Source organism: Morganella psychrotolerans (assembly GCF_001676055.1).
In the GTDB taxonomy this organism is placed as follows: Bacteria; Pseudomonadota; Gammaproteobacteria; order Enterobacterales; family Enterobacteriaceae; genus Morganella; species Morganella psychrotolerans_B.
In genome coordinates this window covers 192,604-217,903 of the sequence record NZ_LZEX01000043.1, presented here as the reverse complement: position 1 = coordinate 217,903, position 25,300 = coordinate 192,604, and the positions used below count along the sequence as shown (strand labels likewise).

Annotated in this window: 29 protein-coding genes and 1 pseudogene; 9 read left to right on the top strand and 21 right to left on the bottom strand. The window is 48.7% G+C overall.

Annotated elements, in window-relative coordinates; genetic code table 11:
* The 9 genes from AYY17_RS21375 to fkpA all read right to left on the bottom strand — a co-directional run.
* Positions 1–154 (bottom strand): GTP-binding protein (locus AYY17_RS21375; protein ID WP_004200661.1); only part of this gene is annotated, 154 nt, incomplete at its 3' end.
* 76 nt (positions 155–230) lie between these two features.
* On the bottom strand, positions 231–2,357 hold the full coding sequence (gene fusA / locus AYY17_RS18055) for an elongation factor G (RefSeq protein WP_067426073.1): 2,127 nt from the start codon (positions 2,355–2,357) through the stop codon (positions 231–233).
* 79 nt (positions 2,358–2,436) lie between these two features.
* The gene (gene rpsG / locus AYY17_RS18050) at positions 2,437–2,907 is read right to left on the bottom strand and encodes a 30S ribosomal protein S7 (protein ID WP_067368905.1); all 471 of its coding nucleotides are present in this window, start codon (positions 2,905–2,907) and stop codon (positions 2,437–2,439) included.
* Between the two features lie 96 nt (positions 2,908–3,003).
* Positions 3,004–3,378 carry a 30S ribosomal protein S12 gene (rpsL, locus tag AYY17_RS18045; RefSeq protein WP_067405540.1) on the bottom strand — a complete coding sequence of 125 codons (375 nt, stop codon included), beginning with the start codon at positions 3,376–3,378 and terminating at the stop codon, positions 3,004–3,006.
* 132 nt (positions 3,379–3,510) lie between these two features.
* Positions 3,511–3,801 carry a sulfurtransferase complex subunit TusB gene (tusB, locus tag AYY17_RS18040; protein WP_067426072.1) on the bottom strand — a complete coding sequence of 97 codons (291 nt, stop codon included), beginning with the start codon at positions 3,799–3,801 and terminating at the stop codon, positions 3,511–3,513.
* Positions 3,802–3,820: 19 nt separating this feature from the next.
* Entirely contained in the window at positions 3,821–4,180 is a 360-nt protein-coding gene (gene tusC, locus AYY17_RS18035) for a sulfurtransferase complex subunit TusC (RefSeq protein ID WP_067405544.1), read from the bottom strand.
* 9 nt (positions 4,181–4,189) lie between these two features.
* A complete protein-coding gene (tusD, locus tag AYY17_RS18030) occupies positions 4,190–4,585 on the bottom strand; it encodes a sulfurtransferase complex subunit TusD (protein WP_067426070.1) in 396 nt (131 codons plus the stop codon).
* Between the two features lie 14 nt (positions 4,586–4,599).
* Entirely contained in the window at positions 4,600–5,301 is a 702-nt protein-coding gene (locus AYY17_RS18025) for a helix-turn-helix transcriptional regulator (RefSeq protein ID WP_067368893.1), read from the bottom strand.
* Positions 5,302–5,707: 406 nt separating this feature from the next.
* Positions 5,708–6,466: an FKBP-type peptidyl-prolyl cis-trans isomerase gene (gene fkpA, locus AYY17_RS18020; protein WP_067426068.1), complete on the bottom strand. Its 759-nt coding sequence runs from the start codon at positions 6,464–6,466 to the stop codon at positions 5,708–5,710.
* A 245-nt stretch (positions 6,467–6,711) separates the two neighbouring features.
* On the opposite strand from fkpA, the gene AYY17_RS18015 reads away from it, so the two are divergent.
* A complete protein-coding gene (locus AYY17_RS18015) occupies positions 6,712–6,930 on the top strand; it encodes a SlyX family protein (protein ID WP_067405551.1) in 219 nt (72 codons plus the stop codon).
* 66 nt (positions 6,931–6,996) lie between these two features.
* Here the strand turns inward: AYY17_RS18015 and slyD are convergent, their stop codons facing one another.
* The 4 genes from slyD to kefG all read right to left on the bottom strand — a co-directional run bounded on the left by slyD (position 6,997) and on the right by kefG (position 10,426).
* Entirely contained in the window at positions 6,997–7,701 is a 705-nt protein-coding gene (gene slyD, locus AYY17_RS18010) for a peptidylprolyl isomerase (protein WP_067426067.1), read from the bottom strand.
* Between the two features lie 121 nt (positions 7,702–7,822).
* The gene (locus AYY17_RS18005; protein ID WP_067426065.1) at positions 7,823–8,026 is read right to left on the bottom strand and encodes a YheV family putative zinc ribbon protein; all 204 of its coding nucleotides are present in this window, start codon (positions 8,024–8,026) and stop codon (positions 7,823–7,825) included.
* Positions 8,023–9,867, bottom strand: coding sequence for a glutathione-regulated potassium-efflux system protein KefB (gene kefB, locus AYY17_RS18000; RefSeq protein ID WP_202906437.1), 1,845 nt, complete (start codon positions 9,865–9,867; stop codon positions 8,023–8,025). Before kefB ends, AYY17_RS18005 begins: the two co-directional genes overlap by 4 nt.
* Entirely contained in the window at positions 9,860–10,426 is a 567-nt protein-coding gene (gene kefG / locus AYY17_RS17995) for a glutathione-regulated potassium-efflux system ancillary protein KefG (protein WP_067426062.1), read from the bottom strand. Before kefG ends, kefB begins: the two co-directional genes overlap by 8 nt.
* A gap of 149 nt (positions 10,427–10,575) precedes the next feature.
* Here kefG and AYY17_RS17990 point away from each other — a divergent pair, with 149 nt between their 5' ends.
* A complete protein-coding gene (locus tag AYY17_RS17990) occupies positions 10,576–12,507 on the top strand; it encodes an ABC transporter ATP-binding protein (RefSeq protein ID WP_067426060.1) in 1,932 nt (643 codons plus the stop codon).
* A gap of 36 nt (positions 12,508–12,543) precedes the next feature.
* Here AYY17_RS17990 and AYY17_RS17985 read toward each other — a convergent pair whose 3' ends face one another.
* On the bottom strand, positions 12,544–13,404 hold the full coding sequence (locus AYY17_RS17985) for an SIS domain-containing protein (RefSeq protein ID WP_067426058.1): 861 nt from the start codon (positions 13,402–13,404) through the stop codon (positions 12,544–12,546).
* A gap of 267 nt (positions 13,405–13,671) precedes the next feature.
* Between AYY17_RS17985 and murQ the strand changes: the two are divergent.
* Positions 13,672–14,582, top strand: a pseudogene (murQ, locus tag AYY17_RS17980) (N-acetylmuramic acid 6-phosphate etherase).
* 15 nt (positions 14,583–14,597) lie between these two features.
* Positions 14,598–16,055: a PTS N-acetylmuramic acid transporter subunit IIBC gene (murP, locus tag AYY17_RS17975; RefSeq protein WP_067426056.1), complete on the top strand. Its 1,458-nt coding sequence runs from the start codon at positions 14,598–14,600 to the stop codon at positions 16,053–16,055.
* Positions 16,056–16,156: 101 nt separating this feature from the next.
* Here the strand turns inward: murP and AYY17_RS17970 are convergent, their stop codons facing one another.
* The 3 genes from AYY17_RS17970 to AYY17_RS17960 all read right to left on the bottom strand — a co-directional run bounded on the left by AYY17_RS17970 (position 16,157) and on the right by AYY17_RS17960 (position 17,550).
* Positions 16,157–16,510, bottom strand: coding sequence for a type II toxin-antitoxin system HicB family antitoxin (locus AYY17_RS17970; RefSeq protein ID WP_067426054.1), 354 nt, complete (start codon positions 16,508–16,510; stop codon positions 16,157–16,159).
* A complete protein-coding gene (locus AYY17_RS17965; RefSeq protein WP_082981448.1) occupies positions 16,503–16,781 on the bottom strand; it encodes a toxin HicA in 279 nt (92 codons plus the stop codon). Before AYY17_RS17965 ends, AYY17_RS17970 begins: the two co-directional genes overlap by 8 nt.
* 166 nt (positions 16,782–16,947) lie before the next feature.
* Positions 16,948–17,550: a LysE family translocator gene (locus tag AYY17_RS17960; protein ID WP_067426050.1), complete on the bottom strand. Its 603-nt coding sequence runs from the start codon at positions 17,548–17,550 to the stop codon at positions 16,948–16,950.
* A 95-nt stretch (positions 17,551–17,645) separates the two neighbouring features.
* Here AYY17_RS17960 and AYY17_RS17955 point away from each other — a divergent pair, with 95 nt between their 5' ends.
* The 3 genes from AYY17_RS17955 to AYY17_RS17945 are packed head-to-tail and all read left to right on the top strand — an operon-like array spanning position 17,646 to position 19,744.
* Entirely contained in the window at positions 17,646–18,632 is a 987-nt protein-coding gene (locus tag AYY17_RS17955; protein WP_067426048.1) for a hydrolase, read from the top strand.
* A complete protein-coding gene (locus tag AYY17_RS21655; RefSeq protein WP_067426046.1) occupies positions 18,629–18,847 on the top strand; it encodes a YheU family protein in 219 nt (72 codons plus the stop codon). The genes AYY17_RS17955 and AYY17_RS21655 overlap by 4 nt, the downstream gene beginning before the upstream one ends.
* A 21-nt stretch (positions 18,848–18,868) precedes the next feature.
* Positions 18,869–19,744, top strand: a complete 876-nt coding sequence (locus AYY17_RS17945) for a phosphoribulokinase (protein ID WP_067426044.1) — start codon at positions 18,869–18,871, stop codon at positions 19,742–19,744.
* Between the two features lie 62 nt (positions 19,745–19,806).
* On the opposite strand, the gene AYY17_RS17940 is transcribed toward AYY17_RS17945, so the two are convergent.
* A complete protein-coding gene (locus tag AYY17_RS17940; RefSeq protein ID WP_067426042.1) occupies positions 19,807–20,214 on the bottom strand; it encodes an OsmC family protein in 408 nt (135 codons plus the stop codon).
* Positions 20,215–20,517: 303 nt separating this feature from the next.
* Here AYY17_RS17940 and crp point away from each other — a divergent pair, with 303 nt between their 5' ends.
* Positions 20,518–21,150: a cAMP-activated global transcriptional regulator CRP gene (gene crp, locus AYY17_RS17935; protein WP_067368848.1), complete on the top strand. Its 633-nt coding sequence runs from the start codon at positions 20,518–20,520 to the stop codon at positions 21,148–21,150.
* Positions 21,151–21,207: 57 nt separating this feature from the next.
* On the opposite strand, the gene AYY17_RS17930 is transcribed toward crp, so the two are convergent.
* From AYY17_RS17930 to ppiA, 3 genes are all read right to left on the bottom strand, one after another.
* A complete protein-coding gene (locus tag AYY17_RS17930; RefSeq protein WP_067426041.1) occupies positions 21,208–22,428 on the bottom strand; it encodes an aspartate aminotransferase family protein in 1,221 nt (406 codons plus the stop codon).
* Between the two features lie 113 nt (positions 22,429–22,541).
* Positions 22,542–23,117 (bottom strand): aminodeoxychorismate synthase component II, encoded by a 576-nt coding sequence (locus AYY17_RS17925; RefSeq protein ID WP_067405598.1) that lies wholly within the window; start codon positions 23,115–23,117, stop codon positions 22,542–22,544.
* A gap of 264 nt (positions 23,118–23,381) precedes the next feature.
* Positions 23,382–23,948, bottom strand: coding sequence for a peptidylprolyl isomerase A (gene ppiA, locus AYY17_RS17920; RefSeq protein ID WP_067426039.1), 567 nt, complete (start codon positions 23,946–23,948; stop codon positions 23,382–23,384).
* 554 nt (positions 23,949–24,502) lie between these two features.
* On the opposite strand from ppiA, the gene yihA reads away from it, so the two are divergent.
* Complete coding sequence (gene yihA / locus AYY17_RS17915; protein ID WP_067426097.1) at positions 24,503–25,144, top strand: ribosome biogenesis GTP-binding protein YihA/YsxC; 642 nt, start codon at positions 24,503–24,505, stop codon at positions 25,142–25,144.
* Positions 25,145–25,300 lie beyond the last annotated feature (156 nt).

The window sequence follows — 25,300 nt, the reverse complement described above, 5'->3', positions numbered from 1 at the left end:
TATCGATCTGATCGAATGCACGCGCAGAACCACCGTAGGTTTTAGCCAGAACGGTAGTGATTGCAGCTGTCAGGGTAGTTTTACCGTGGTCAACGTGGCCGATAGTACCAACGTTAACGTGCGGTTTTGTACGTTCAAATTTTTCTTTAGACACGACTCTATTCCTTATGGAGTCCCTTCTTCATTGTGAGAAGGGACTGAAATTAACGAGTTAAACCGGTAATAACCGATTATTTTGCATTACGCGCTTCAATGATAGCCTGAGCTACGTTGTTTGGCGCTTCATTATACTTCAGGAATTCCATGGAGTAAGAAGCACGGCCCTGGGTCTGTGAACGCAGGTCAGTTGCATAACCAAACATTTCAGACAGTGGCACTTGCGCACGGACGATTTTACCGGTAGGCATATCATCCATACCTTCGATCATACCGCGACGACGGTTCAGGTCACCAATTACATCACCCATGTAGTCTTCCGGTGTTTCCACCTCAACTTTCATGATTGGTTCCAGCAGAACAGGTTTCGCTTTTTTGAAGCCGTCTTTAAACGCCAGTGATGCAGCCAGTTTAAACGCCAGTTCAGAGGAGTCGACATCATGGTATGAACCGTAGTGCAGACGAACACCCATGTTTACAACAGGGTAACCTGCTAACGGACCAGATTTCAACTGCTCCTGAATACCTTTATCAACTGCAGGGATGTATTCACCAGGAATTACACCACCTTTGATTTCGTTGACAAATTCGTATTCCATGTTGACGCCGTCAGCACCTTTCTTGTTCAGTGGGTACATGTCGATAATAACATGACCGTACTGACCACGACCGCCTGACTGTTTCGCGTGTTTACCTTCAACGTCAGCTGCTTTAATAGTGATCGCTTCACGGTAAGCAACTTGTGGTTTACCCACGTTCGCTTCAACTTTAAACTCACGACGCATACGGTCAACCAGAACATCCAGGTGAAGTTCACCCATACCTGCGATGATTGTCTGACCTGATTCTTCGTCGGTTGATACACGGAAAGATGGATCTTCCTGCGCCAGACGGCCCAGTGCGATACCCATTTTTTCCTGGTCAACTTTAGTTTTTGGTTCAATAGCAACAGAAATTACCGGCTCAGGGAACTCCATACGTTCCAAGATGATTGGCGCATCGATGGCACACAGAGTGTCACCAGTCGTTACGTCTTTCAGGCCGATTGCTGCTGCAATGTCACCAGCGCGAACTTCTTTGATCTCTTCACGCTTGTTAGCGTGCATCTGAACGATACGACCAAAGCGTTCTTTTTTCGATTTAACCGGGTTCAGTACGGTATCACCTGAGTTAACAACACCAGAGTATACGCGGAAGAACGTCAGGTTACCCACGAATGGGTCGGTAGCAATTTTGAATGCCAGCGCAGCAAACGGGTCTTCGTCAGTTGAATGACGTTCCGCAGGCGTGTCTTTACCATCATCCAGAATACCTTTAATGGCAGGTACTTCTGTCGGAGATGGCAGGTACTCAATAACTGCATCCAGCATTGCCTGAACACCTTTGTTCTTAAATGCAGAACCACAGGTAACCAGAATAATTTCGTTAGCCAGAACGCGCTGACGTAAAGCTGCTTTAATTTCAACTTCAGTCAGTTCTTCGCCGCCGAGATATTTTTCCATCAGTTCTTCTGATGCTTCAGCTGCGGCTTCAACCAGATTCTGGTGCCATTCTTCAGCTAATTCCTGCAGGTTTGCAGGGATATCTTCGTAGACAAAGCTTGCGCCCTGATCTTCTTCACTCCACTGAATCGCTTTCATTTTGACCAGGTCAACCACACCGGTGAATGACTCTTCAGCGCCGATAGCAATCTGAAGAGGAACCGGAGTTGCCGCTAAGCGGGTTTTGATCTGATCAACAACTTTCAGGAAGTTTGCACCCATACGGTCCATTTTGTTAACGAACGCGATACGTGGTACATGATATTTGTTCGCCTGACGCCATACGGTTTCAGACTGTGGCTGAACACCACCAACAGCACAGTAAACCATCACAGCACCATCAAGAACACGCATGGAACGTTCTACTTCGATTGTGAAGTCAACGTGCCCCGGGGTGTCAATGATGTTGACGCGGTGTGGTTCAAATTGTTTACCCATACCGGACCAGAACGCAGTGGTTGCTGCGGAGGTGATAGTAATACCACGCTCTTGTTCCTGCTCCATCCAGTCCATTGTTGCAGAACCTTCGTGAGTTTCACCAATTTTATGGTTCACACCTGTATAGAACAGAATACGTTCTGTGGTGGTGGTTTTACCGGCGTCGATATGTGCACTGATACCGATATTACGGTAACGTGAAATGGGTGTTTGACGAGCCATTATTTCCTCTCTTAGGTCGTTCGTTTGATTTGGTCGGGCAGCCAATTGGCTACCCTATACACAATTCGCTACCGTTTGATTACCAACGGTAGTGTGCGAACGCCTTGTTAGCTTCTGCCATACGGTGAACGTCTTCACGTTTCTTAACGGCAGTGCCTTTGTTTTCAGCTGCATCGGATAATTCATTTGCCAGGCGCAGAGCCATGGATTTATCACCGCGTTTACGGGCAGCTTCAACGATCCAACGCATTGCTAACGCATTACGACGGACCGGACGAACTTCAACCGGAACCTGGTAGGTAGAACCACCGACGCGACGGGATTTAACTTCCACAGTCGGACGGACGTTATCCAGCGCTAATTCAAACGCTTCCAGGAAGTCTTTACCAGAACGCTGAGCCAGGGTATCAAGCGCGGTATAGACAATTGATTCTGCAGTAGATTTTTTACCGTCTACCATCAGGATGTTTACAAATTTAGCCAGCAGTTCTGATCCGAACTTAGGATCCGGCAGAATTTTACGTTGACCAATTACACGACGACGTGGCATGGAAATACTCCGTTGTTAATTCAGGGTTGTCCAAAACTCAATGAGTTTATTTGACATTAATGCGATAAATGTTTGGCCTTACTTAACGGAGAACCATTAAGCCTTAGGCTTCTTCACACCGTACTTGGAACGAGACTGTTTGCGGTCTTTAACACCTGAACAGTCCAGTGCGCCACGAACTGTGTGGTAGCGAACACCTGGTAAGTCTTTAACACGACCACCACGGATCAGGATCACGCTGTGCTCCTGCAGGTTATGGCCTTCACCGCCGATGTATGAAGAAACTTCAAAACCGTTGGTTAAACGAACACGGCAGACTTTACGCAGTGCTGAGTTAGGTTTTTTAGGTGTGGTGGTATATACACGGGTACATACGCCACGTTTTTGCGGGCAGGCTTCCAGTGCAGGAACGTTGCTTTTCACAACTTTCGAGCTACGGGATTTGCGAACCAGCTGATTAATCGTTGCCATTATAAAAAAAGCTCCTGGTTTTTTGCTTCGTAAACACGGATTTGTACCTCGTATCTGTCAGAGACAAAACACGAGGACGCGAAATTTTATTGCTGACGCAACAGGGTGTCAAGAAATATACAATGATATTTGCTATTCCCACGCAAAATGCTGCGTGTGTATGACAGTAAGTTCAATAAAACCATTATAGTCTATGATTCTTACTTTGCCGGAGAGGTACGGTAATAAACCGCGTGCTTGCGCATCCTCCCGCAGCACACAGGGAATATGACCCGACTGAATAAGCGCCGGCAACAACGGATTTTCGTTCGTTGCTGCTATTACGCCATCTTCGGTAAACAGGATGTCATCCCCGGGGGACAACAAATTCAGTAATGATTGAATATCAGTACGAAATGGCGATTGGCTGACAGTATATAGCATCTTGCTCACCGTAAGTAGATCAAAATGACAGAACGATATCGAATGTCGCCAGTTTGCGGGCAAACTCTGCTGAATCCAGACAGGTTACCGGAAGAATATACGGCGTTTCCGGTGATAATCCGCGGGCAGCCATATCCTCAGCACACACATAATACTCATCGATATCATAGAGCGGCAGCACTTTGAATGTCGCTATATAGTCGCGGGCCAGGATCTGCTCAGGCTGTTGGTCGGGTAATAATTGCCAGACACCGTCAGAGACAAAAAAAGCAGCAACCTGCTCAGTATAATTACTGGTTGCCAGCAAAGCATCCAGTCCTTCCCTGCCACCACTGCTGCCGTGAGGTGCATTTTTGAAAACAAACGCAATACGTTTCACCGGCTCTCCTTAAAACTGGATCACGCGATCACAAGTTATCATCGCTTCCGCCAGTGTCCCCAGGCCACTGAGTGCAAATCCACCGGCAATGTTAGCGCCGGCCAGTGCCTGAGATTGTGCCTGCGCTTCATCTGTCACACCACGACGCAGCGCTGCCGCCACACAGACGGACAGTGTAAACTGCCCTTGTGCGGCAAGCTGCTGCCACCGGCGCACCATGTCGGTTTCATCATTCGCCGGTGAGGTCAGCTCATTAGCATTACTGACCCCTTCGCGATAAAAAAACACACACTGAATGCGGTGTCCCGCCGCCAGAAGATGCTGCGCAAACAATAATGCGCTGCCGGCGCGCTGTGTACCGTAAGCCGGACCGGTAACCAGCAGGCAGTAAGATAGCGGAGTCATTTTGTCTGTGCGCCTTACTCGCCGTTTTTAAACTGACGGATGTACAGATAAACGGTGTGCTTGGAAATATTCAGACGCAACGCAACAAGGTTGATGGCATCTTTAATATCGAATATTCCTTTTTCATACAGATTCAGCACAACTTGTTTGTTCTTTGCATTATTCGCCACGTTACGGTCAGCATTGACCTCTTCGATGGTCTGTTCCAGCGTCTGGGCAACCAGGTCTTCAACAGAAGAAGCAAAGTTCACGTTGGATGTTTCTTCTGCCAGTTCTTTTGGCATAAACGTCTGCACAATTTGTGAGAACGGAACATCCAGGTTCATATTAATGCATAGTAACCCGATGATACGACGGGATTTATTTCGGATAGCAATAGTCAGCGATTTCATCAGCGCGCCGGTTTTTGCCCGTGTAAAATACGCTTTTGACGTGCTGCAATCTTCATCGGTAATATCATGAAGCATACGCAGAGCAAGATCCGTTATCGGAGAACCGACTTTGCGTCCGGTATGATGGCCGTTTGCGATCTTCACCGCTGAGCGCTTCAGGTCTTCCAGAGAGTGGAGAACGATTTCACAGTGCTCACCGATGAGTAGCGCGAGGCCATCAACAGCTGCTTCATAGGATTTCAGGATTTCATAGTCCGTTTCAGTAAACGGATGATTTACGATGTAATCCGAATCATTGTCATTAAATAATACTGGGTTAGACATTTAATACACCACTCTTTGTAACGTGTGAACGTCGTTGGTTTTACTCATCTGTAATCTTTCACCGCTGGAGGAGGATTACCCTGTCAACATGTTATAAATTATATACCCGAATTTGTCCGGGTGCAGGAAGGCGGCAAATGACGAGTTTCCCGTACTGCACAGATACCCACTATAGTGTTATAGCGAAAAACAGACAGTTTTGCGCCTGAGGTGATCAAATTCTGGTAAAAAATATAAAAAAAAACTAAAGGTCTTGCAAATATTTCATGAAACGGGGATGTATACCCTTATTCATTCAGGATCCGGCCAATAAACCTGTAGTTTGAATGAATAAGGTATATCAGAAACAAAAACCCGCACAATAATGTGCGGATTTCTTACAAAATGACGATTGAAACCGGAATACTTATTTTGATGCAGGTTTGATATCCAGTAACTCAACATCAAAAATCAGTGTGGCGTTCGCAGGGATCCCCGGGACACCATCAGTACCGTAAGCTAACTCCGGCGGAATGACGAATTGCGCTTTGCCGCCTTTCTTCATCTGCTTCAGTCCTTCAGTCCAGCCTTTAATCACGCTGTCCAGGCGGATAGTCAGCGGGTCTTTGCGATCATAAGAGCTGTCAAACTGGGTGCCGTCAATTAACGTCCCTTTGTAATGGACAACAACGGTATCAGTCTCTTTCGGTGATGCACCATTACCTTCTTTTTCTGTTTTATACAGCAGACCGGTTTTGGTTTTCACTACGCCTTTTTCTTTGGCAAATGCTGCGCGGTATTTATCACCGGCCGCTTTATTTTCTGATCCCTCACGTGCCATTTTTTCCTGAGCAGCACCTTTCACCTGCTCTTCGAAACCACGCAGAGTCTGATTAATTTCTTCATCACTCAATTTGCTTTTATCGTTAAATGCATCCTGAACACCCGCCATCATCTGGTCGCGATCAAGATCCAGACCAATAGCTTTTTGTTCACTCAGTGCATTTTCCATATAACGGCCCAGGGATGCGCCCAGAGCATAAGCATTCTGCTGACCTGCTGTTTTAAATGCGCTGTTAAGTTTTACTTCTTCTTTTTTGGGTGCGGTATCCGCATAAGCCTGCGACATACCTAGTGTCATCGCCAGCGAAGTTGCGACAACAGTCGCTTTAAACAATGATTTCATCCTTTTCTCCAATCAATTTTGCAACAATTGCAAGAAGTACCGCTTAGCGAAACACGCCAGAGAGTAGTTGCAGCCGCCACCGGGCGACATCATAATGTCACAGTGTTGTGATGCTGAGACAACCTTAGCAAAAAGAGGTTTCATAGTAACCCCCCAATAAAAGATATCCACTCACAGTAAGCGTATTTCACAGGGATATTACATATTTTTACACAGTCGGCACCGCCTCAGACAGGAGAAACTCCATGGATTTTCACGAATTAGAACAGCGCCTCGAACAGCTTGAGACCAAAACGGCTTTTCAGGATCTTACCATTGAGGAGCTGAACCAGGTCGTCACGCAGCAACAGATGGATATCACCCGGCTGAATGAAACGCTCCGCCTGCTGAGTGAACGCCTGAAAGCAACGCCCGGCTCAAATGTTGCGCCACTGTCGGAAGAAGTTCCGCCACCGCACTACTGAGTAAGTGACAGGCAGAAAAAAAGCGCATCAGAGTGCGCTTTTTTTATCCGGCTCAGCCGCGGGTTATCAGTGACAACCACAACCGCCGTTACCGTGACCTTTACCGTGGCCTTTACCCTGACCACCGCCACAGCAACCGCCTTCTTCGCCATGTTTATGATCGTGGTCGTGGTCGTGATCGTGGTCATGATGACCGCCGCCGCAACAACCGCCCTCTTCGCCATGATCGTGGCCGTGATGACCGCCGCCGCAGCAACCGCCCTCTTCACCGTGACCGTGACCACCGCAGCAACCGCCTTCTTCGCCTTCGCCGTGAACATGTCCGTGCTCCAGCTCTTCTGCTGTTGCTTCACGCACACCGATCACTTCGACGTGGAATTTCAGGTTCTGACCTGCCAGCATATGGTTTCCGTCAACGATAACTTCGTCGCCTTCAACACCGGTGATTTCAACCGGCACAGGACCCATATCGGTATCAGCCAGGAAACGCATGCCGACTTCCAGCTCTTCAACGCCCATAAAGACATCTTTCGGAACGCGCTGTACCAGGTTTTCATCATACTGACCGTAAGCGTCATTTGCGCCTACATCAACATCAAAAACATCACCGGCAATACGGCCTTCCAGTGCACTTTCCAGCCCGCTGATCAGCGAGCCGCGACCGTGCAGATAGTCTAACGGAGCACTTGCCGGAGACTCATCAACTAATACGCCGTCTTCTGTTCTTACCTGGTAAGCTAAGCTCACCACCAGGTCTGTTGCTACTTTCATGGTATCTCCTACATCTGCGGGGATAAATTTTAATTAACGCGCCGATTGTAGCGGAATTTCCGGGCACTGTATCTGTTTTGGGACAAATTCCCCCAAATTCTGTCAGAAAAATGGCTGCTCATTATTCCTGCGGCGTGAAAATACCAATAACCTGTTCATCTTTGCGCACATGAGGGTCAACACGGGCATCTGTCTGCCTCTGCATGTGCCCGCACTGCACACACTGCACCACATCCACACTGTCCTCACGCCACATCGCCAGGGTATCCGCTGCCTGACACTCAGGGCATACAGCCCCTGCAATAAACCGTTTACGATTTTTCACACTCCGCTCCTGTCATCTGTCCGTGCTTTGCCCGGAGAGTCATCAATACTGTTCCAGCCGTCCGGCTGACCTTGTTCCCGCTTCATTTCATTGCTGAACAAATTTTCCAGCTCGCGGCGGGCTTCTTTCACACGGGAAACATGCGCGATCTCTTCCTCTGCCTGCGGGATAAGCTCACGCAGCAACTGCATATCCAGACGGCGGAATAACTGCTGCGCCCGGTAAGCTTCTGCCGGATGGACACCCAGCCCGGTCAGGGCTTTGCGAGCCAGTTCCAATGCCGAGGAAAATGTCTCACGGCTGAACTGCGTCACACCATGCTGTAACAGCTCATGTGCCTCGACCCGTCCCCTGGCACGTGCAATAATTTGCAGGTGCGGGAAATGTTCCTGACACAGTTGCACAATCGCCATGGTGTCTTCCGGTTTATCACAGGTAAGCACAATGATTTTTGCATTTTCTGCACCGGCGGAGCGCAATAATGCGAGCTCAGTGGCATCACCGTAATACACTTTATAACCATAGCGGCGCATGGCGCTGACCGCACTGACATCTTTTTCCAGCACGGTCGGGTGGATTTTATTTGCCATCAGCAGGCGGCCGACAACCTGCCCCATCCGCCCGAAACCAACCAGAATCACATGCGGATGATTATCCTCCACAAACGGTGTTTCGTCTGTGCCCGCGCCCGCATTGTAACGACGCGCCAGGATCACATCGATTCCCTGCATCAGCAACGGCGTGGTCATCATGGAGAGCGTAACCACCACCAGCAGCAGTGCCATCTGGTGATCTGTAATCACACGGCTCGCCAGTGCGGCGGAAAAGAGCACAAACGCAAATTCCCCGCCCTGGCTCAGCACCCCGGCAAATTGCAGGCGCCCGCTCCGCCGGCAACTGAGGCGTGCCAGCACATACAGCACCAGCATTTTGACACTCACCAGCACAATCACACCCAGCAAAATTTGCGGGAGATATTGCCACAACACACCGATATTCAGCGACATCCCGACAGAGATAAAAAACATCCCCAGCAACAGACCTTTAAACGGCTCAATGGTGATCTCCAGTTCATGACGATATTCCGTATCCGCCAGCATCACCCCCGCGATAAATGTACCGAGCGCCATGGAAAACCCGAGCTGCTCCATAAACACCGCCGACCCGATAACCACCAGCAGTGACGCCGCGGTAAACACTTCACTGACACCCGATTTTACCACCAACCGGAACAACGGACGCAGCAGATAACGCCCGCCGACCAACAGTCCGGCGAAAGCCAGGATTTTTATACCGATGCGATACCAGTCACTGCCCGCTGCTTCCCCGCCCAGCAGCGGAATAACCGCCAGAATGGGGATCACCGCCATATCCTGAAACAGCAATACAGAAAAACCCAGCTGACCACTCTCATTGTTGGTCATGCCTTTTTCATCCATCAGCTGTAATGCCATCGCGGTGGATGACATCGCCATTCCCAGACCGCCGACGACTGCCGCCTGCCAGGAGAAATCGGTCAGATACAGCAAAATACCCAGGATCAGTGCGGAGAAAACAACCTGCGCCGTCCCGGTGCCGAAAATAGAGCGCCGCAGTTTCCATAACTCACGCGGGTTCAGTTCCAGCCCGATAAGAAACATAAGGAAAACCACACCCAGTTCTGAGAAGTGCAGCAGTTCATTAACGTTCTTAATAAAACCCAGCCCCCACGGACCGATAGCTATCCCCGCCAGCAAATACCCCAGAACAGCGCCGATGCGCAGCCGTTGTGCCACGGGCACCATAATGACTGCTGCCGCCAGAAAAATAATCCCGGCATGCAGTAAGTTGCCGTCATCCATCGTCATTCGTGCGCCCTCCTGTCAGTTGCGGGGTACGGAGCCAGTCACACCAGGCCTGAGTCTGTTCATGCAATACCGCTTTTCCCTGGCGGCGCGCCTCATAGATAACAACCGGTGCCAGCCAGTGCATTTCACACATCGATGCGGTCAGTTCGAAGGGACGCAGCAAATCACTCAGCGGAAAACGATTATAACCGCCGGGCTGATAGGCATCTGACGGCTCGCCGGTGGTGATAACCTGGCGCCAGTATTTGCCTGATAATTGCTTTCCGCCCTGCTCACCGGAAAAATCACGGGTGAGAACGCGGTCAAACCACTCTTTCAGCAATGCAGGGCAACTGTAAGTATACAGCGGGTGCTGAAATACGATGATATCGTGCTGACTGAGCAATGCCTGCTCATGGCGGATATCAATAAAAAAATCCGGATAGGCACCGTAAAGGTCATGAACCGTGACATGTTCCAGTTCAGACGCACCGCTAATCAGCGCCTTGTTTGCGATGGAGTGATGCGGCTCCGGATGGGCATAAAGCAGTAATATAGTCGGATTATTTGTCATCACTTCCTCTTAAACGCGTGAGAATTGCTGTGATTTTCGCTACTATGCCTGCTGCAACGATACCTCCACGCCTGCTGCCGGGTGATTTGCTGCCGACAACGCACGAATTACATTAATTTTACTCTCAATTGCGTACCCTATCGATATTTATGATTGTTTTCTCTTCACTTCAAGTCCGCCGCGGAGTCCGGGTTTTACTCGATAACGCAACGGCTACCATCAATCCCGGACACAAAGTCGGATTAGTGGGAAAAAATGGTTGCGGTAAATCCACCCTGCTGGCACTGCTGAAAGGCGAATTGCAGGCAGAAGCCGGCAGTGTCACTTTTCCCGGCAACTGGTCACTTGCCTGGGTTAACCAGGAAACACCGGCTCTGGATGTCCCGGCGATTGATTATGTGATTGACGGGGATCGTGAATTCCGCGCACTCGAAGCAAAACTGCATCAGGCGAATGAACAAAATGATGGTCATGAGATTGCCCTGATCCACGGTCAGCTTGATACGCTGGACGCCTGGACTATCCGCGCACGCGCAGCCACGCTGCTCAGCGGGCTGGGCTTTTCACAGGAACAGCTCGAAACCCCTGTCCGTGCATTCTCGGGCGGCTGGCGGATGCGTCTGAATCTGGCGCAGGCACTTATCTGCCGCTCGGATCTGCTGCTGCTGGATGAGCCAACCAACCACCTGGATCTCGATGCCGTGATCTGGCTGGAAAAATGGCTGAAAAGTTATCCCGGCACCTTAATTCTTATCTCTCATGACCGTGATTTTCTAGATCCGATCATTGATAAAGTCCTGCATATTGAGCAGGATACCCTATTTGAATATACCGGAAACTACTCCTCATTTGAATTGCAGCGCGCTGAAAAAATGTCCCAGCAGCAGGCTCAGTATGAGAGCCAGCAACTGCGTCGCGCACATCTGCAACACTATGTGGATCGTTTCCGCGCACAGGCAACAAAAGCCAAGCAGGCACAAAGCCGGATAAAAATGCTGGAGCGGATGGAAAAAATCGCGCCCGCGCTGGTGGATAACCCGTTTCATTTCAGCTTCCGCCCGCCGGAAACCCTGCCAAATCCATTACTGAAAATGGAAAAAGTCACCGCAGGATATGGCGACAAAATAATTCTCGATGCTATTAAACTCAACCTGGTGCCGGGCTCGCGCATTGGTTTGCTGGGGCGTAACGGTGCGGGTAAATCCACACTGATAAAAATGCTGGCAGGGGAATTAAAACCGCTGCACGGTGAAATCGGGCTGGCGAAAGGAATTAAGCTCGGCTACTTCGCGCAGCATCAACTGGAATTCTTACGCGCAGATGAATCCCCGCTGCAACACATGGTGCGCCTCGCGCCGGAAAAAACAGAACAGCAATTGCGTGATTACCTCGGCGGCTTCGGGTACAAAGGCGACCAGGTAACCGATGTCACCGCCCGTTTCTCCGGTGGTGAAAAAGCACGCCTGGTACTGGCGATGATTGTCTGGCAGCGCCCGAATCTGTTACTGCTCGATGAACCGACCAACCACCTTGATCTGGATATGCGCCAGGCACTGACAGAAGCACTGATCGAATTTGAAGGTGCGATCGTGGTGGTTTCCCATGATCGTCATTTACTGCGCTCAACAACAGATGATCTCTATCTGGTGCATGATGGTCAGGTTGAACAATTTGACGGCGACCTGGATGATTACCAGCGCTGGCTGGCCGGCAGCCAAAAGCAACAGCGCCAGACAACAGAAGCAGTGACCGGTGATGCTGATGAAGAGAAAACCACAGTCACGGCGCAGGATCGTAAAGAACAGAAACGCCGCGAAGCAGAGTTTCGTCAGCAGACTCAGCCACTGCGTAAGCAATCAGAAAAACTGGAAAAAACCATGAGCCGGTTATCTGATGCCATTGCCGCGGTTGAAGAAAAACTCAGCGACAGCGGGTTGTATGACCAGGCGCGCAAAGCCGAACTGACAACCTGTCTTCAGGAGCAAATGCAGCTCAAAGCTGAGCTTGAAGAGACCGAAATGGCGTGGATGGAGATACAGGAAAACCTCGAAGCCATGACGCAGGCATTAGAAAATCCATAAATATCCAGGCGGTACAGTCATGTACCGCCTCTTTTATCAGCCATCCAGGCTGTTAATCATGGTTCGCGCATTGTTCACCAACTGCCGCGCCTGCTCCTCCCGCCGCTGTAACAGCGCCATAAACAATAAATCTGTCACTGTATTCTGCGCCGTCCTCGATGAAATGGATGAGCTGCGCCATTCATTTTCTTCAGCAACGGTTTCCAGTACGTAATCAGCCATTTTTGCCAGCGGGGACAGCCGGTTACCGGTAATAGCAATCAGTGTTGCATTCTGTTTTTTAGCCGTTGCCGCCGTTACCAGCATATCCCTGCGCTTTCCGCTGAAAGAGAGCACCACCAGCACATCCTTTTCGGTCAGCGTCTGGGAAAAGGCAATCTGCACATGGTGATCGGCTTCCGCCAGTGTCATCAGCCCGATTTTCTGGAGTTTATACGCCAGATCTTTTGCCGTAAGACCGGAACCGCCGATCCCGGCAACCTGAATGCAGCGGGCAGTATCCAGACACGCAACAATATGAGCAACCTGTTCAAAATCAAGACGCCGCGTGGTTTCCGCAATTGAATTTTGTTTTTCCTGTGCCAGCTTTTGTGAAATAACCAACAGTGAATCATGTGTTTCGATCCGGTTATGCAGGGCATTTTGCTGATTTACCGCCAACACCCGGTTGCGTCCGATCTCTTCACTGATCGCCATTTTCAGTGCCGGAAATCCCTTAAAACCCATCTTCTGGCTGAATTTTACAATGGCGGACTGACTGACGCCCACACGCTCTGCCAATGCCTGGGAGGAGAGCGTTACCGTCATTTCCGGCTGCGCCAGAATAAAATCAGCAATATATTGCTGATTTGTCGCCAGCTCGGGTCTTGCCCAGCTGATTTTTGTCAGGGTAGCCATCTGTTTTTACTGTCTCCGTCCGGAAAACCGCCATGAAAGAATAAATTATTTATATCTGTGCAGTTAAATTATCCCTCAGGAATAATTTGTTATAAAAAAGATAAATATAATTAAATTCAATATAATAATTAAAAAAATAGGTTAAATATCATAGAAATATTCCTCACATACCATCACAGGAGAATAGATTAGCCTGTGATAATCCTCACATAAAAAGAATATTTAATTCCTTAGCATGCAGATTATATCTGGTTTAAAGGATTACCTATGAAGATTGACTTAACCACACTTGTTACCGAAAGCCGCAACCCCGCCAGTGCAGACATCGACAGCCTGCCAACCTTGACATGCTGCGGGTCATCAACCGCGAAGACCAGTCCGTGGCACTGGCCGTGGAAAAAACACTGCCGCAGGTCGCACAATTGGTGGATGCGGTCGCTGATGCTTTCCGCCGTGGCGGACGCCTTATCTATATGGGTGCGGGAACCTCCGGGCGGCTCGGTATTCTTGACGCCAGCGAGTGTCCGCCGACGTTCGGCACTCCGGCGGAACTTGTCGTCGGTCTGATTGCCGGCGGGCACAAAGCTATCTTAAAAGCCGTTGAGAATGCGGAAGATAACCGCGAACTGGCTGTCAGTGACTTAAAAGCACTGAATTTCAATAAGAACGATATTCTGACCGGGATAGCTGCCAGCGGACGAACTCCGTATGTGCTGGGCGGTATGGAATACGCGCGTTCTCTCGGCGCAACCGTGGCAGCAATCAGTTGCAACCCGGACAGTGAAATGAGCCGCCTGGCAGATATCGCGATAACCCCGGTTGTCGGCGCGGAAGTCGTCACCGGCTCCTCGCGGATGAAAGCGGGAACCGCTCAGAAACTGGTGCTCAATATGATCACCACAGGGGCGATGATCCGCTCCGGCAAAGTGTACGGCAACCTGATGGTGGATGTTGAAGCGACTAACGCCAAACTGGTTGAACGGCAAAAACGTATTGTGATGGCAGCAACGGAATGCGACAGAGAGACGGCAGAGCAGGCGTTATCCGCCTGTAACGGACACTGCAAAACCGCCATTGTTATGATCCTGGCGCACCTGAGTGCCGGTGATGCCACCGCCCTGCTGGCGCAGAATCAGGGATTTATCCGTGATGCTCTCGCCGGTACGGCACACGCTTAACACAAGGTAATAACCATGGCAAAAATCACGCAATCAACAATTGTACAGATCCTGACTGCCATCGGCGGGCCGGGTAATGTGGCACACAGCGGCAACTGCATGACCCGTCTGCGCCTGACACTGAACAACTCACAGCTCGCAGACAAGGTCGCCATCAAAAAAATTGAGGGTGTGCTGGGTGTTATTGAAAGTGACGAACAGTTCCAGATAGTCCTGGGACCGGGCAAAGCACAAACCGCCGCAGAACTGATGCAGCATCAGCTGGATGAATATACTCCCGGCAATCATTCAGACAATGGTAATGAAAACCGCAGTCTGAAAGAAATAGCCGCAGAGCAAAAACAGCATCTGAAAGAGAAGCAAACTAACCCCGTACAGCGCTTTCTGGCAAAATTTGCCACCATTTTTACACCGCTTATCCCGGGGTTTATTGGTGTTGGTCTGTTACTGGGACTGGCAACGCTCGGTGAGCAGCTCTGGATAACCGGCAACGTTGCACCGAACCAGACACTGGTCGAAATCCTCGCCTACATGAAACTCTTCAGTAAGGGGATGTTTACCTTCCTGAGTATTCTGATTGGTTACAACGCGCAAAAAGCCTTTGGCGGCTCCGGTGTGAACGGAGCAATCATCGCGGCACTGTTTGTATTTGGTTATGATCCGCAGGTAACCAAAGGATTCTATTCCGGCATGGAAACCTTCTTCGGCCATGCTATCGATCCGCGCGGCAATATTATCGGCGTACTGATCGCCGCGATCCTCGGCGCATGGGTGGAGCGGAATGTCCGGAAAATCATCCCCGCCAATCTTGATATTATTCTGACATCAGCAATCACCCTGCTGATTATGGGAGCCGTAACCTTTGTCGTCATCATGCCGGTCGGCGTTTATCTGTTTGACGGCATGTCATGGCTGTTCACGCATCTCAACGGAAACCCGTTCGGAACCGCCGTATTAGCCGGTCTGTTTCTGATAGCGGTGATGTTTGGTGTGCATCAGGGCTTTATCCCTGTGTATTTTGCCCTGGTTGATGCACAGGGATTCAACTCACTGTTTCCTATCCTTGCGATGGCGGGAGCCGGTCAGGTGGGGGCGGCACTCGCGCTCTATATGAAAGCCAAGAAAGATTCACTGCTGCGCACACAAATCAAAGGTGCCATTATCCCGGGCTTCCTCGGCATTGGCGAACCCCTGATTTACGGCGTGACATTACCCCGTCTGAAACCCTTTGTGACAGCATGTCTCGGCGGCGCAACAGGTGGTTTCTTTATCGGGCTGGTTGCCTGGATGGGCTTGCCGGTCGGCCTGAATACCGTATTCGGGCCTTCCGGGCTGGTTGCCATCCCGCTGATGACATCAAACAGCGGGATCTTTGCCGGGATGGGTGTGTATGTCGCGGGTCTGCTGGTCGCGTATCTGGCAGGTTTCCTTCTCACTTTACTGTTCGGCAGTAAAAATGTGGATTTGAATTAGTTACCTTGCATCCTTCATATGCGTATACAAAAACAGACCGCAGTGCGGTCTGTTTTTCGTTCAGCTTTTGTTTTTGTTCTGCGGGCTATAATTACGTTAAATCATCGTGATACCAGTTCCCGCTCCAGTAACTGAACAATAAACTGATTCTTTGATACAGAGTGTGCCGCGGTGACGGCATTCAGACGCGCTTCCAGCCGGTAAGGATAACGCAGTGTAAACGCTTTTAATTTGTCCTCGTCTTTAAAAGGCTGAATACCTTCTTCTTTGCATGTTCCAATAAATTCAGCCAGTGAAATAGCACCTTCTTTTTCAAGCCCGTCAATACTGTCTGATATAAAATCACAATATCCGTTTATATCCAGAAATTTACCACGAAATGCTTTAATTTCATCTTCATAAGTCACAGATGCAGGATGACCTTCAATAGTCATGATATTTGTGTTTTTAATCATGCTCCACCCCTATAATAGTTTCAAACCACTCCCGCAGACCACTTACGGCGCCTTTATCCATTACATTACCGGGATGAGGCTGATGTGTCTGATAAACTGACCCCATCAGAATGAATTTTCTCCGTGAGCCGTTTCCGTTCTTAATTTTACCACCCAAATGACCGATCAGGTTACTTACGTCATCCCACCGGATCCCTGATTTAGGCGGGATCGTCAGTACATCAATCAATGTTTTACGGTGTCGGGTACTCAGCATCCTGAACTTTATCATTAGGCATCCGGTTGATGTCATTTAATGACACCAACTTAGCCACAAAATAATATGATATCAACTCATGATATCATATGAAATAATCAGCAGGTTATCATAGTCTATTTTTCGTTCAGCTTTTGTTTTTGTTCTGCGGGCTATACTATGTCAGCGTTTCCGGCACCCATTATTCCAGCCAAATCAACGGAACACATGCCGCCGTCAGTAATCCCATAACAATATTAAAGGTAAACCAGGCATTACGGCTGCGCAGAAAGAGCCCGATAAATGCGCCGAAACTTATCCAAAGCAACCCGGCGACCAGATTCACGGTGATCATCACAATACTCATCACCCCGACGGACATCATATACGCATCACCGCTCAGGCTGTAACTACCGACAGCGCCCAGCCCCATAAGCCAGGCTTTGGGATTAATAAACTGCAACAGAGCGCCCTGATACCAGGTGATGGCTTTACTGACCTGCGGTTTATCAAGATGCTCATACGGTGCGGTAGCCAGTTTTTTGGCCAGCCACAGAAGGTAAAGACTGCCGGCAACTTTCATAGCAGTATGCAATTTCGGATAAATAAGTAAAATAGCCGCGACACCGAAAGCTGAAAGGTATAATACTGTCTGCATTCCAAGCATAATACCCGCCATCAGGATCAGTGTCCGACGGATCCCGAACTGCGCACCGGAGGCAGTCAGTAACATATTATTAGGACCGGGCGTGACCGCTGCGATAAACATGAATACCGAAAGCGAAAGTAAAAGATGAGTAGTCATTTGCAGCCTTGCGCAAAAGTGGACATTTTCTTTCCACGAAATTATCAGTATGTTATTAATTAAACAAGAGACGTTTTTTCATTACGAATTCAACTATGTCTAGTCATTTTGAACCGATTTCCTGGGCGACAAATCCGCACCTGCAAACACTGCTGCCCCGGATTTTCCGCCGGAAACCGATGATAAAACCATTCTGGCAGCGCCTGACGCTGCCGGACGATGATTTTATTGATCTCGCGTGGAGCGAAGATCCGGACACAGCACGCCATAAACCCCGGCTGGTGATTTTTCACGGGCTGGAAGGCAGTTTTCGCAGCCCGTACGCTCACGGGATGCTGGCAGCGGCTGCCCGCCAGGGCTGGCTGGGTGTTGTCATGCATTTTCGCGGGTGCAGCGGTGAACCAAACCGCTCCAGACGTATTTACCACTCCGGTGAAACAGAAGATGCCCGTTACATGCTGAACTGGTTACAGGAAACCTATGGCAAAGTCCCGACCGGGGCTGTCGGTTACTCACTCGGCGGTAATATGCTGGCGTGTTATCTGGCTGAAGAGGCCGAACAGGCGGCAGTCGACGCCGGGATTATTGTTTCTGCCCCTCTGATGCTGGAGCCCTGCTCATTTAAACTGGAGAGAGGATTTTCCCGTTTTTATCAGTGGTATCTGCTGAAAGGACTGAAACGGAACGCCACCCGCAAACTGGTGCGTTACCCTAACTCGTTGCCGACAAATTTACTGCATATCCGCGCCATTAAACGGATCAGGGAATTTGACGATATGATCACATCGCCAATCCACGGCTTCCGTGATGCATCAGATTACTATCGTCAGTGCAGCGCGCTGCCGAAACTGCCCGATGTCCGTAAGCCGATGCTGATCATTCATGCAAAAGATGATCCGTTTATGGCACAGGAAGTGGTACCGGATCTCTCTCTGCTGCCGCCGTGTGTGGAGTATCAGATGACTGAACACGGCGGGCATGTCGGGTTTGTCACCGGCAGCTGGCGTCATCCCCGCTTGTGGCTCGAAGAGCGCATACCTGAGTGGCTGGCTCCTCATCTGGCGGCAAAGGATACAAAATGATTATTCCCTGGCAGGAGATTGATGCACAAACTTTGCAAAATATCCTGGAAAGTATTGTATTGCGCGAAGGCACCGATTACGGTGAATATGAGAAGTCACTCAGTGATAAAGTAGCTGACCTGTGCAATCAACTGAAAAACGGCGAGATTGTGATTGTCTGGTCGGAACTGCACGAAACACTCAATATCATGCCGGCGGCGGAATTCCGCGGCTGATACGCCCGAAGGAACTGACACATGTCCCGGATTCACCCGATTATTGCTGTTACCGGCTCCAGCGGAGCCGGTACAACGACTACAAGTCAGGCTTTCAGGAAGATATTCCAGCAACTTAGTGCAACACCGGCAACCCTGGAAGGGGACAGCTTTCACCGCTACACCCGCCCGGAAATGGACTCAGCTATCCGTAAAGCACGGGAACAGGGCCGCCATATCAGCTACTTCGGCCCCGAAGCGAATGATTTTGGTCAATTAGAAACCGCTTTCCGCCAGTACGGTGAAAACGGAACCGGAGAGCGCAGGAAATACTTACACACATACGATGAAGCCGTACCTTATAACCAGCAGCCCGGTACATTTACCCCGCGCGAGCCACTGCCGGAAAATACCGATGTGCTGTTTTACGAGGGTTTGCACGGTGGTGTGGTTACGCCGGAGAATAACATTGCCGGTCATGTGGATTTACTGGTCGGCGTAGTCCCGATTGTTAATCTGGAATGGATCCAAAAGCTTATCCGCGATACATCAGACCGGGGACACTCACGGGAAGCGGTAATGGACTCTGTTGTGCGTTCAATGGATGATTACATTCACTATATTACGCCGCAGTTTTCCCGTACCCATATTAATTTCCAGCGGGTGCCTACCGTGGACACATCAAATCCGTTCTCTGCCAAAGCCATCCCGACACAGGATGAAAGCTTTACCGTGATCCGTTTTCGCGGGCTGAAAAAAATTGATTTCCCCTATTTATTGTCAATGTTACAAGGTTCATTCATTTCTGCCTCAAATACCATTGTCGTCCCGGGCGGAAAATTGGGACTGGCAATGGAATTAATTATGGCGCCGCTTGCAGAACAATTATTACAGGGCAAACAAATAAATCAGCGATAAAAAAACCGGGTAATTATCATTGCCCGGTTTATTCTCAAAAATAAAAAGAATAATTCAAAAAATTATTCAATATTCTTCACTTCGAAACTATGTGTAATGTTAACGCTTTCACCTAACATTAATGAGACCGAACAGTATTTTTCAGCGGATAATTCCACGGCACGCTCAACTGTGCTCTCTTTCAAATCACGCCCGGTAACACTAAAATGCAGATTAATATGTGTAAATAAACGCGGTGCAACCTCACGGCGCTCTGCGGTAAGTTTCACATCACAATCAATGACTTGATGACGGCCTTTTTGTAAAATAGAAACGACGTCAATCGCGCTGCATCCGCCGGTTGCCATCAGTACCATCTCCATAGGATTCGGGGCTTTTTCACCGGCATTACCATCCATTGTAATCTGGTGTCCTGAGGCGGATTCCCCTAAGAAAGTCATGTTTTCAACCCACTTTACACGCGCTTCCATCTTTATATCCTCATCATCATTATAATTGAGGACAGCCTACCCTTTCATTCACGGACTGGCAATCTCTCTCATAGTTTATTATGCTGAACCGAGACAGTAGAAGACAGGACGCCTTTCCTATGCTAAAAACACGGCAAGGATTTATCTATGGCTAAGATCAATATCTTTTAATGTAGATTATTATACTATTTTAATAAACTAACTTGCCGGAGATTCAGCAAGTTAATATGATAAGCTAAGACTTTATATAATTGCAGAGTGTAAACAACAATTTGCAATAACTAACAACAGAGGATAACGCGAATGGTTCTCGGCAAGCCACAAACAGACCCCACGCTTGAATGGTTTTTGTCTCACTGCCATATCCACAAATATCCATCAAAAAGCACCCTTATCCATCAGGGTGAGAAAGCAGAAACACTCTACTATATTGTAAAAGGTTCTGTTGCGGTGCTTATCAAAGATGAAGAAGGCAAAGAGATGATTTTATCCTACCTTAACCAGGGGGATTTCATCGGGGAACTCGGATTATTTGAGGAAGGACAGGAACGTACCGCGTGGGTACGGGCAAAAAGTCCCTGTGAAGTTGCAGAAATCTCCTATAAAAAGTTCCGCCAGCTTATCCAGGTTAACCCGGATATCCTTATGCGCCTCTCCGCGCAGATGGCAAGCCGCCTGCAAACGACATCAGAAAAGGTCGGAAACCTTGCATTCCTTGATGTGACAGGCCGCATTGCTCAGACGTTACTTAACCTGGCTAAACAGCCGGATGCCATGACGCACCCGGATGGTATGCAGATCAAAATTACCCGTCAGGAAATTGGTCAGATTGTGGGATGTTCCCGCGAAACAGTCGGCCGTATTCTGAAAATGCTGGAAGATCAAAACCTGATCTCTGCACACGGTAAAACCATTGTGGTATACGGCACCCGTTAATCCGGATTGTCCATATCACCAAAACAGGCGCATTTTGCGCCTGTTTTATTTTCTGATTTACTGCATTTCCCGAAAATCAGCCAGGGTTTTCGCCAGACGTATCATCCCTTCTTCAACATCCGCTTTTTCAATAATAAGTGACGGCGTGAAACGCAGTACATTTGTGCCGGCATTGAGCAGCATCAGACCATTTTTTGCCGCCAGCCCCAGCAGGATTTTAGATTGTTCACGGTAAATACCGGTCAGTTCCGCACCGATCAACAAACCTTTGCCGCGGATCTCACCAAATGCCTGATAGGTTTTATTCAGTGATTGCAGGGCATCAGCAAACCATTGATGACGCTCATTTACCCCGGCCAGTAATGCAGGGTCGTTGATCAAATCAAATGCCGCATTGCCGACAGCACAAGCCAGCGGATTACCACCGTATGTTGTGCCGTGTGTTCCGGGTCCCATCACTTGTGCAATTGTTTCTTTCGTCAGCATCGCGCTTATCGGAAAGCCGCCGCCCAGAGCCTTGGCAGTGGTCAGAATATCCGGCTCGATACCGTAATCCATATACGCAAACAGTTTCCCGCAGCGTCCCATGCCGCTCTGCACTTCATCAAATACCAACAGAGCCTTGTGCTTATCACACAGCTCCCGCAGCCCCTGCATAAATGCCTGAGTTGCCGGTGTTATTCCGCCCTCGCCCTGAATCGGCTCCAGCACAACAGCACAGGTATGGTCATCCATCACCGCTTTGACAGCATCAAGGTCATTAAAAGGCACATGAATAATATCCGCCGGTTTAGGTCCGAAACCATCGGCATATTTAGGCTGCCCGCCGACAGACACCGTAAAGAGTGTCCGGCCGTGGAAACCGTGATGAAAGGCAATTATTTTTGTTTTATAGGGATGATGGCAGGTCAGTGCATAATGACGCGCCAGTTTGAATGCGGCTTCGTTAGCTTCCGCACCGGAGTTGGCGAAAAAAACCCGATCCGCAAACGTATGCTTTATCAGCTTCTGTGCCAGGGTCAGTGCCGGTTCATTTGTGAAGATATTACTGACGTGCCAGAGAGATTCGCTCTGACTTTTCAGTGCCGCAATCAGCGCCGGATGGCAATGTCCCAGCGCCAGTACCGCGATACCGCCGGCAAAATCCACATACTCAGTACCATTCTGATCCCACACCCGGCTACCCTTCCCTTTTACAGGAATGAACGCTGCCGGTGCATAAATTGGCAGCATGACATCGTCATAGGTGCTGCGCGTTACTGGGTTTTGTTTTGTCATCTTTCCATACCTGATCCATCCACAAGTGAAAACATAATCACTAAATATGAATAAAAAATCAAATACAAATAAATAAAAAAAACAAAACCCGGGATAAAATAAGAACTAACTGATTAGTATTTAAGAAAATTATTCAACAGCTCATGGCCTTGTTCACTGAGAATACTTTCCGGGTGAAATTGCACACCTTCGATTGGCAGCGTTTTATGTCTGATACCCATAATTTCATCCACATTACCATCATGCAGACTCCACGCGGTGACCTCAAAAGAAGCAGGCAGTGTTTCAGGTGCGATAACCAAAGAATGATAGCGGGTAACCGTCAGCGGACGGTTAAGCCCTTTAAATACACCTTGCTGATTGTGATGGATAGCAGTGGTTTTGCCATGCATCACCTTACGGGCTTTCACAACCTGCGCACCAAATGCCTGGCCAATCGCCTGGTGACCCAGACACACGCCGAGGATCGGAATATCCCCTGCAAAATGGCTGACGGCATCCAGTGAAATACCGGCGTCCGATGGCGTACACGGGCCGGGCGAAATCACAAGATGAGTGGGCGATAGCTGTTCAATGTCACGGAGGCTGACGGCATCATTTCGTTTAACCTGTACATCTGCACCTAACTCACAGAAGTATTGATACAGGTTATAAGTAAATGAGTCATAATTATCGATAATTAATAGCATGATTATCTATATCCGACTGATATTCTTGTCTTTATTATTTTAAACTGCGGTACCGGGTACCGGCTGACAATACCCTGTGATCATCATGATCACACCGGCGGCTTCAAGAAGTCGGCTATCATACCACAGCCGGACACAGAAAATAGCCCGAATGCGGCACGCACCCGCAGAGGCAGATATCATCATATTCAGACTATCAGGAAGCCTGTTCATTCCAAGGGGAATATCAGGAAATATTCCCCTTAGTCTGCGATAAAATAAGGTTTATTTTATAATAGTTGCAGAGATAATTTTGATCGGTACGGAAGGGACATTCTGGTAAGGACCTATGTTATCGGTTTTCACTTTTGACATTTTATCAACGACATCCATACCGTTCACAACCTTACCAAATACGGCATAACCAAAATCGCGCTGTCCGTGATCCAGAAATGCATTATCCGCCACATTAATAAAGAACTGGCTGGTTGCGCTGTTTACATCAGCAGTACGTGCCATCGAGATCGTTCCGCGCACATTGCGCAAACCGTTATCCGCTTCATTTTTAACCGGGGGACGGGTTGGTTTCTGAGTCAGATCCGCAGTAAAACCACCGCCCTGCACCATAAAACCCGGGATAACACGATGGAATGTTGTATCGTCATAAAACTTGTCGGTAACATATTGTTTGAAATTCTTTACTGTCTCCGGCGCTTTTTCATCATCCAGTGCAATTTCAAAATTACCCGCAGAGGTAACAAACTGAATATGAGTCTGCTCCGCGGCAAAAGCCAGCGAAGACGCACTGAGAGTACAAGCCGCCACAAGTGAAACTAAAACACGTTTTAACATTCCAAATTCCTTTCAACGAAATATGCTGACACTGTTCTTATCGATTTTAATGGGCAATGACAGGAAGTGCCACCGATTTACCTTAATTTACCTTCACAATAGATATTACTGATTATGACATGGATTTTTCACGTATTTACACTGATGATATTCTGTTCATTGTCATTAATTTATCAAAATACGACGAAATCATTCACTATTTTTAACCATAAGTACCGCCGACCGATACAATATCACTATTTCTTTGATTTTATTTAATATTACCAATGATATTTCGTAACTAACTACTTATGTCAAATAGAAAATATCCGACATATACATGGCCGTAAAATAAGTAATACCGCTTTATTGTTTAAATCATCCGGCATATTCGCCCGGCCAGAGGAAAAGCGACGTCATTGTGCTTGTTTATATCCGGGTCTGTTGCGTGTTGGATGTTTGCTATTTCTTTTTCATTTCTGATAATAAACCCGGCCGGCAATCTGTTTGCCGCAGTTCTTAAACGGCAGGCATTAGGCTATAATCGTCACGCTTTCGATCTGAGGAGACGGATTTTGACTATTAAAACGCACAATTATCATATGACCCACTTTGTCATCAGCGCACCGGATATCCGCCATTTACCGGAAGATTCGGGGATCGAAGTGGCGTTTGCCGGACGCTCCAATGCCGGAAAATCAAGTGCACTGAATGCACTGACACAACAAAAAAGTCTCGCACGGACAAGTAAAACGCCCGGGCGGACTCAGTTAATCAACCTGTTTGAAGTCAGCGAAGGCTGCCGGGTTGTCGACCTGCCGGGCTATGGTTATGCCGAAGTCCCGGAAGCAATGAAACGTAAATGGCAGGCCGCACTGGGTGAATACCTTCAGAAACGCGACTGTCTGCGCGGCCTGGTGGTACTGATGGATATCCGTCATCCCCTGAAAGATCTGGATATGCAGATGATCGAATGGGCGGTTGCAATGGAGGTTCCGGTGCTGGCGCTGCTGACTAAAGCCGATAAACTGGCAAGTGGCGCACGTAAAAAACAGTTAATGGCAGTCAGAGATGCACTGACGGAGCTGAACGAGGCAGGAGATATTCAGGTCGAATATTTTTCAGCCCCGAAAAAAATTGGTATCGATAAGTTAAGTCAGAAGCTGGATTTTTGGTTCAGCGGGCAGACGGACAGCGACACGCAAGCAGAAAGCTGATCCCCCGGTATACAACTCAGCAGACAGGTGGCTACCTGATACGCCATCTGTTTTCTTTCGTCATAACAGCCGCTTGTTAGTCACTCCGGATATCTTTATTTCCGGTGACACATTCCGCCCGTACTTTTCTTTATACAAAAAAAAATGCTCCGGTCA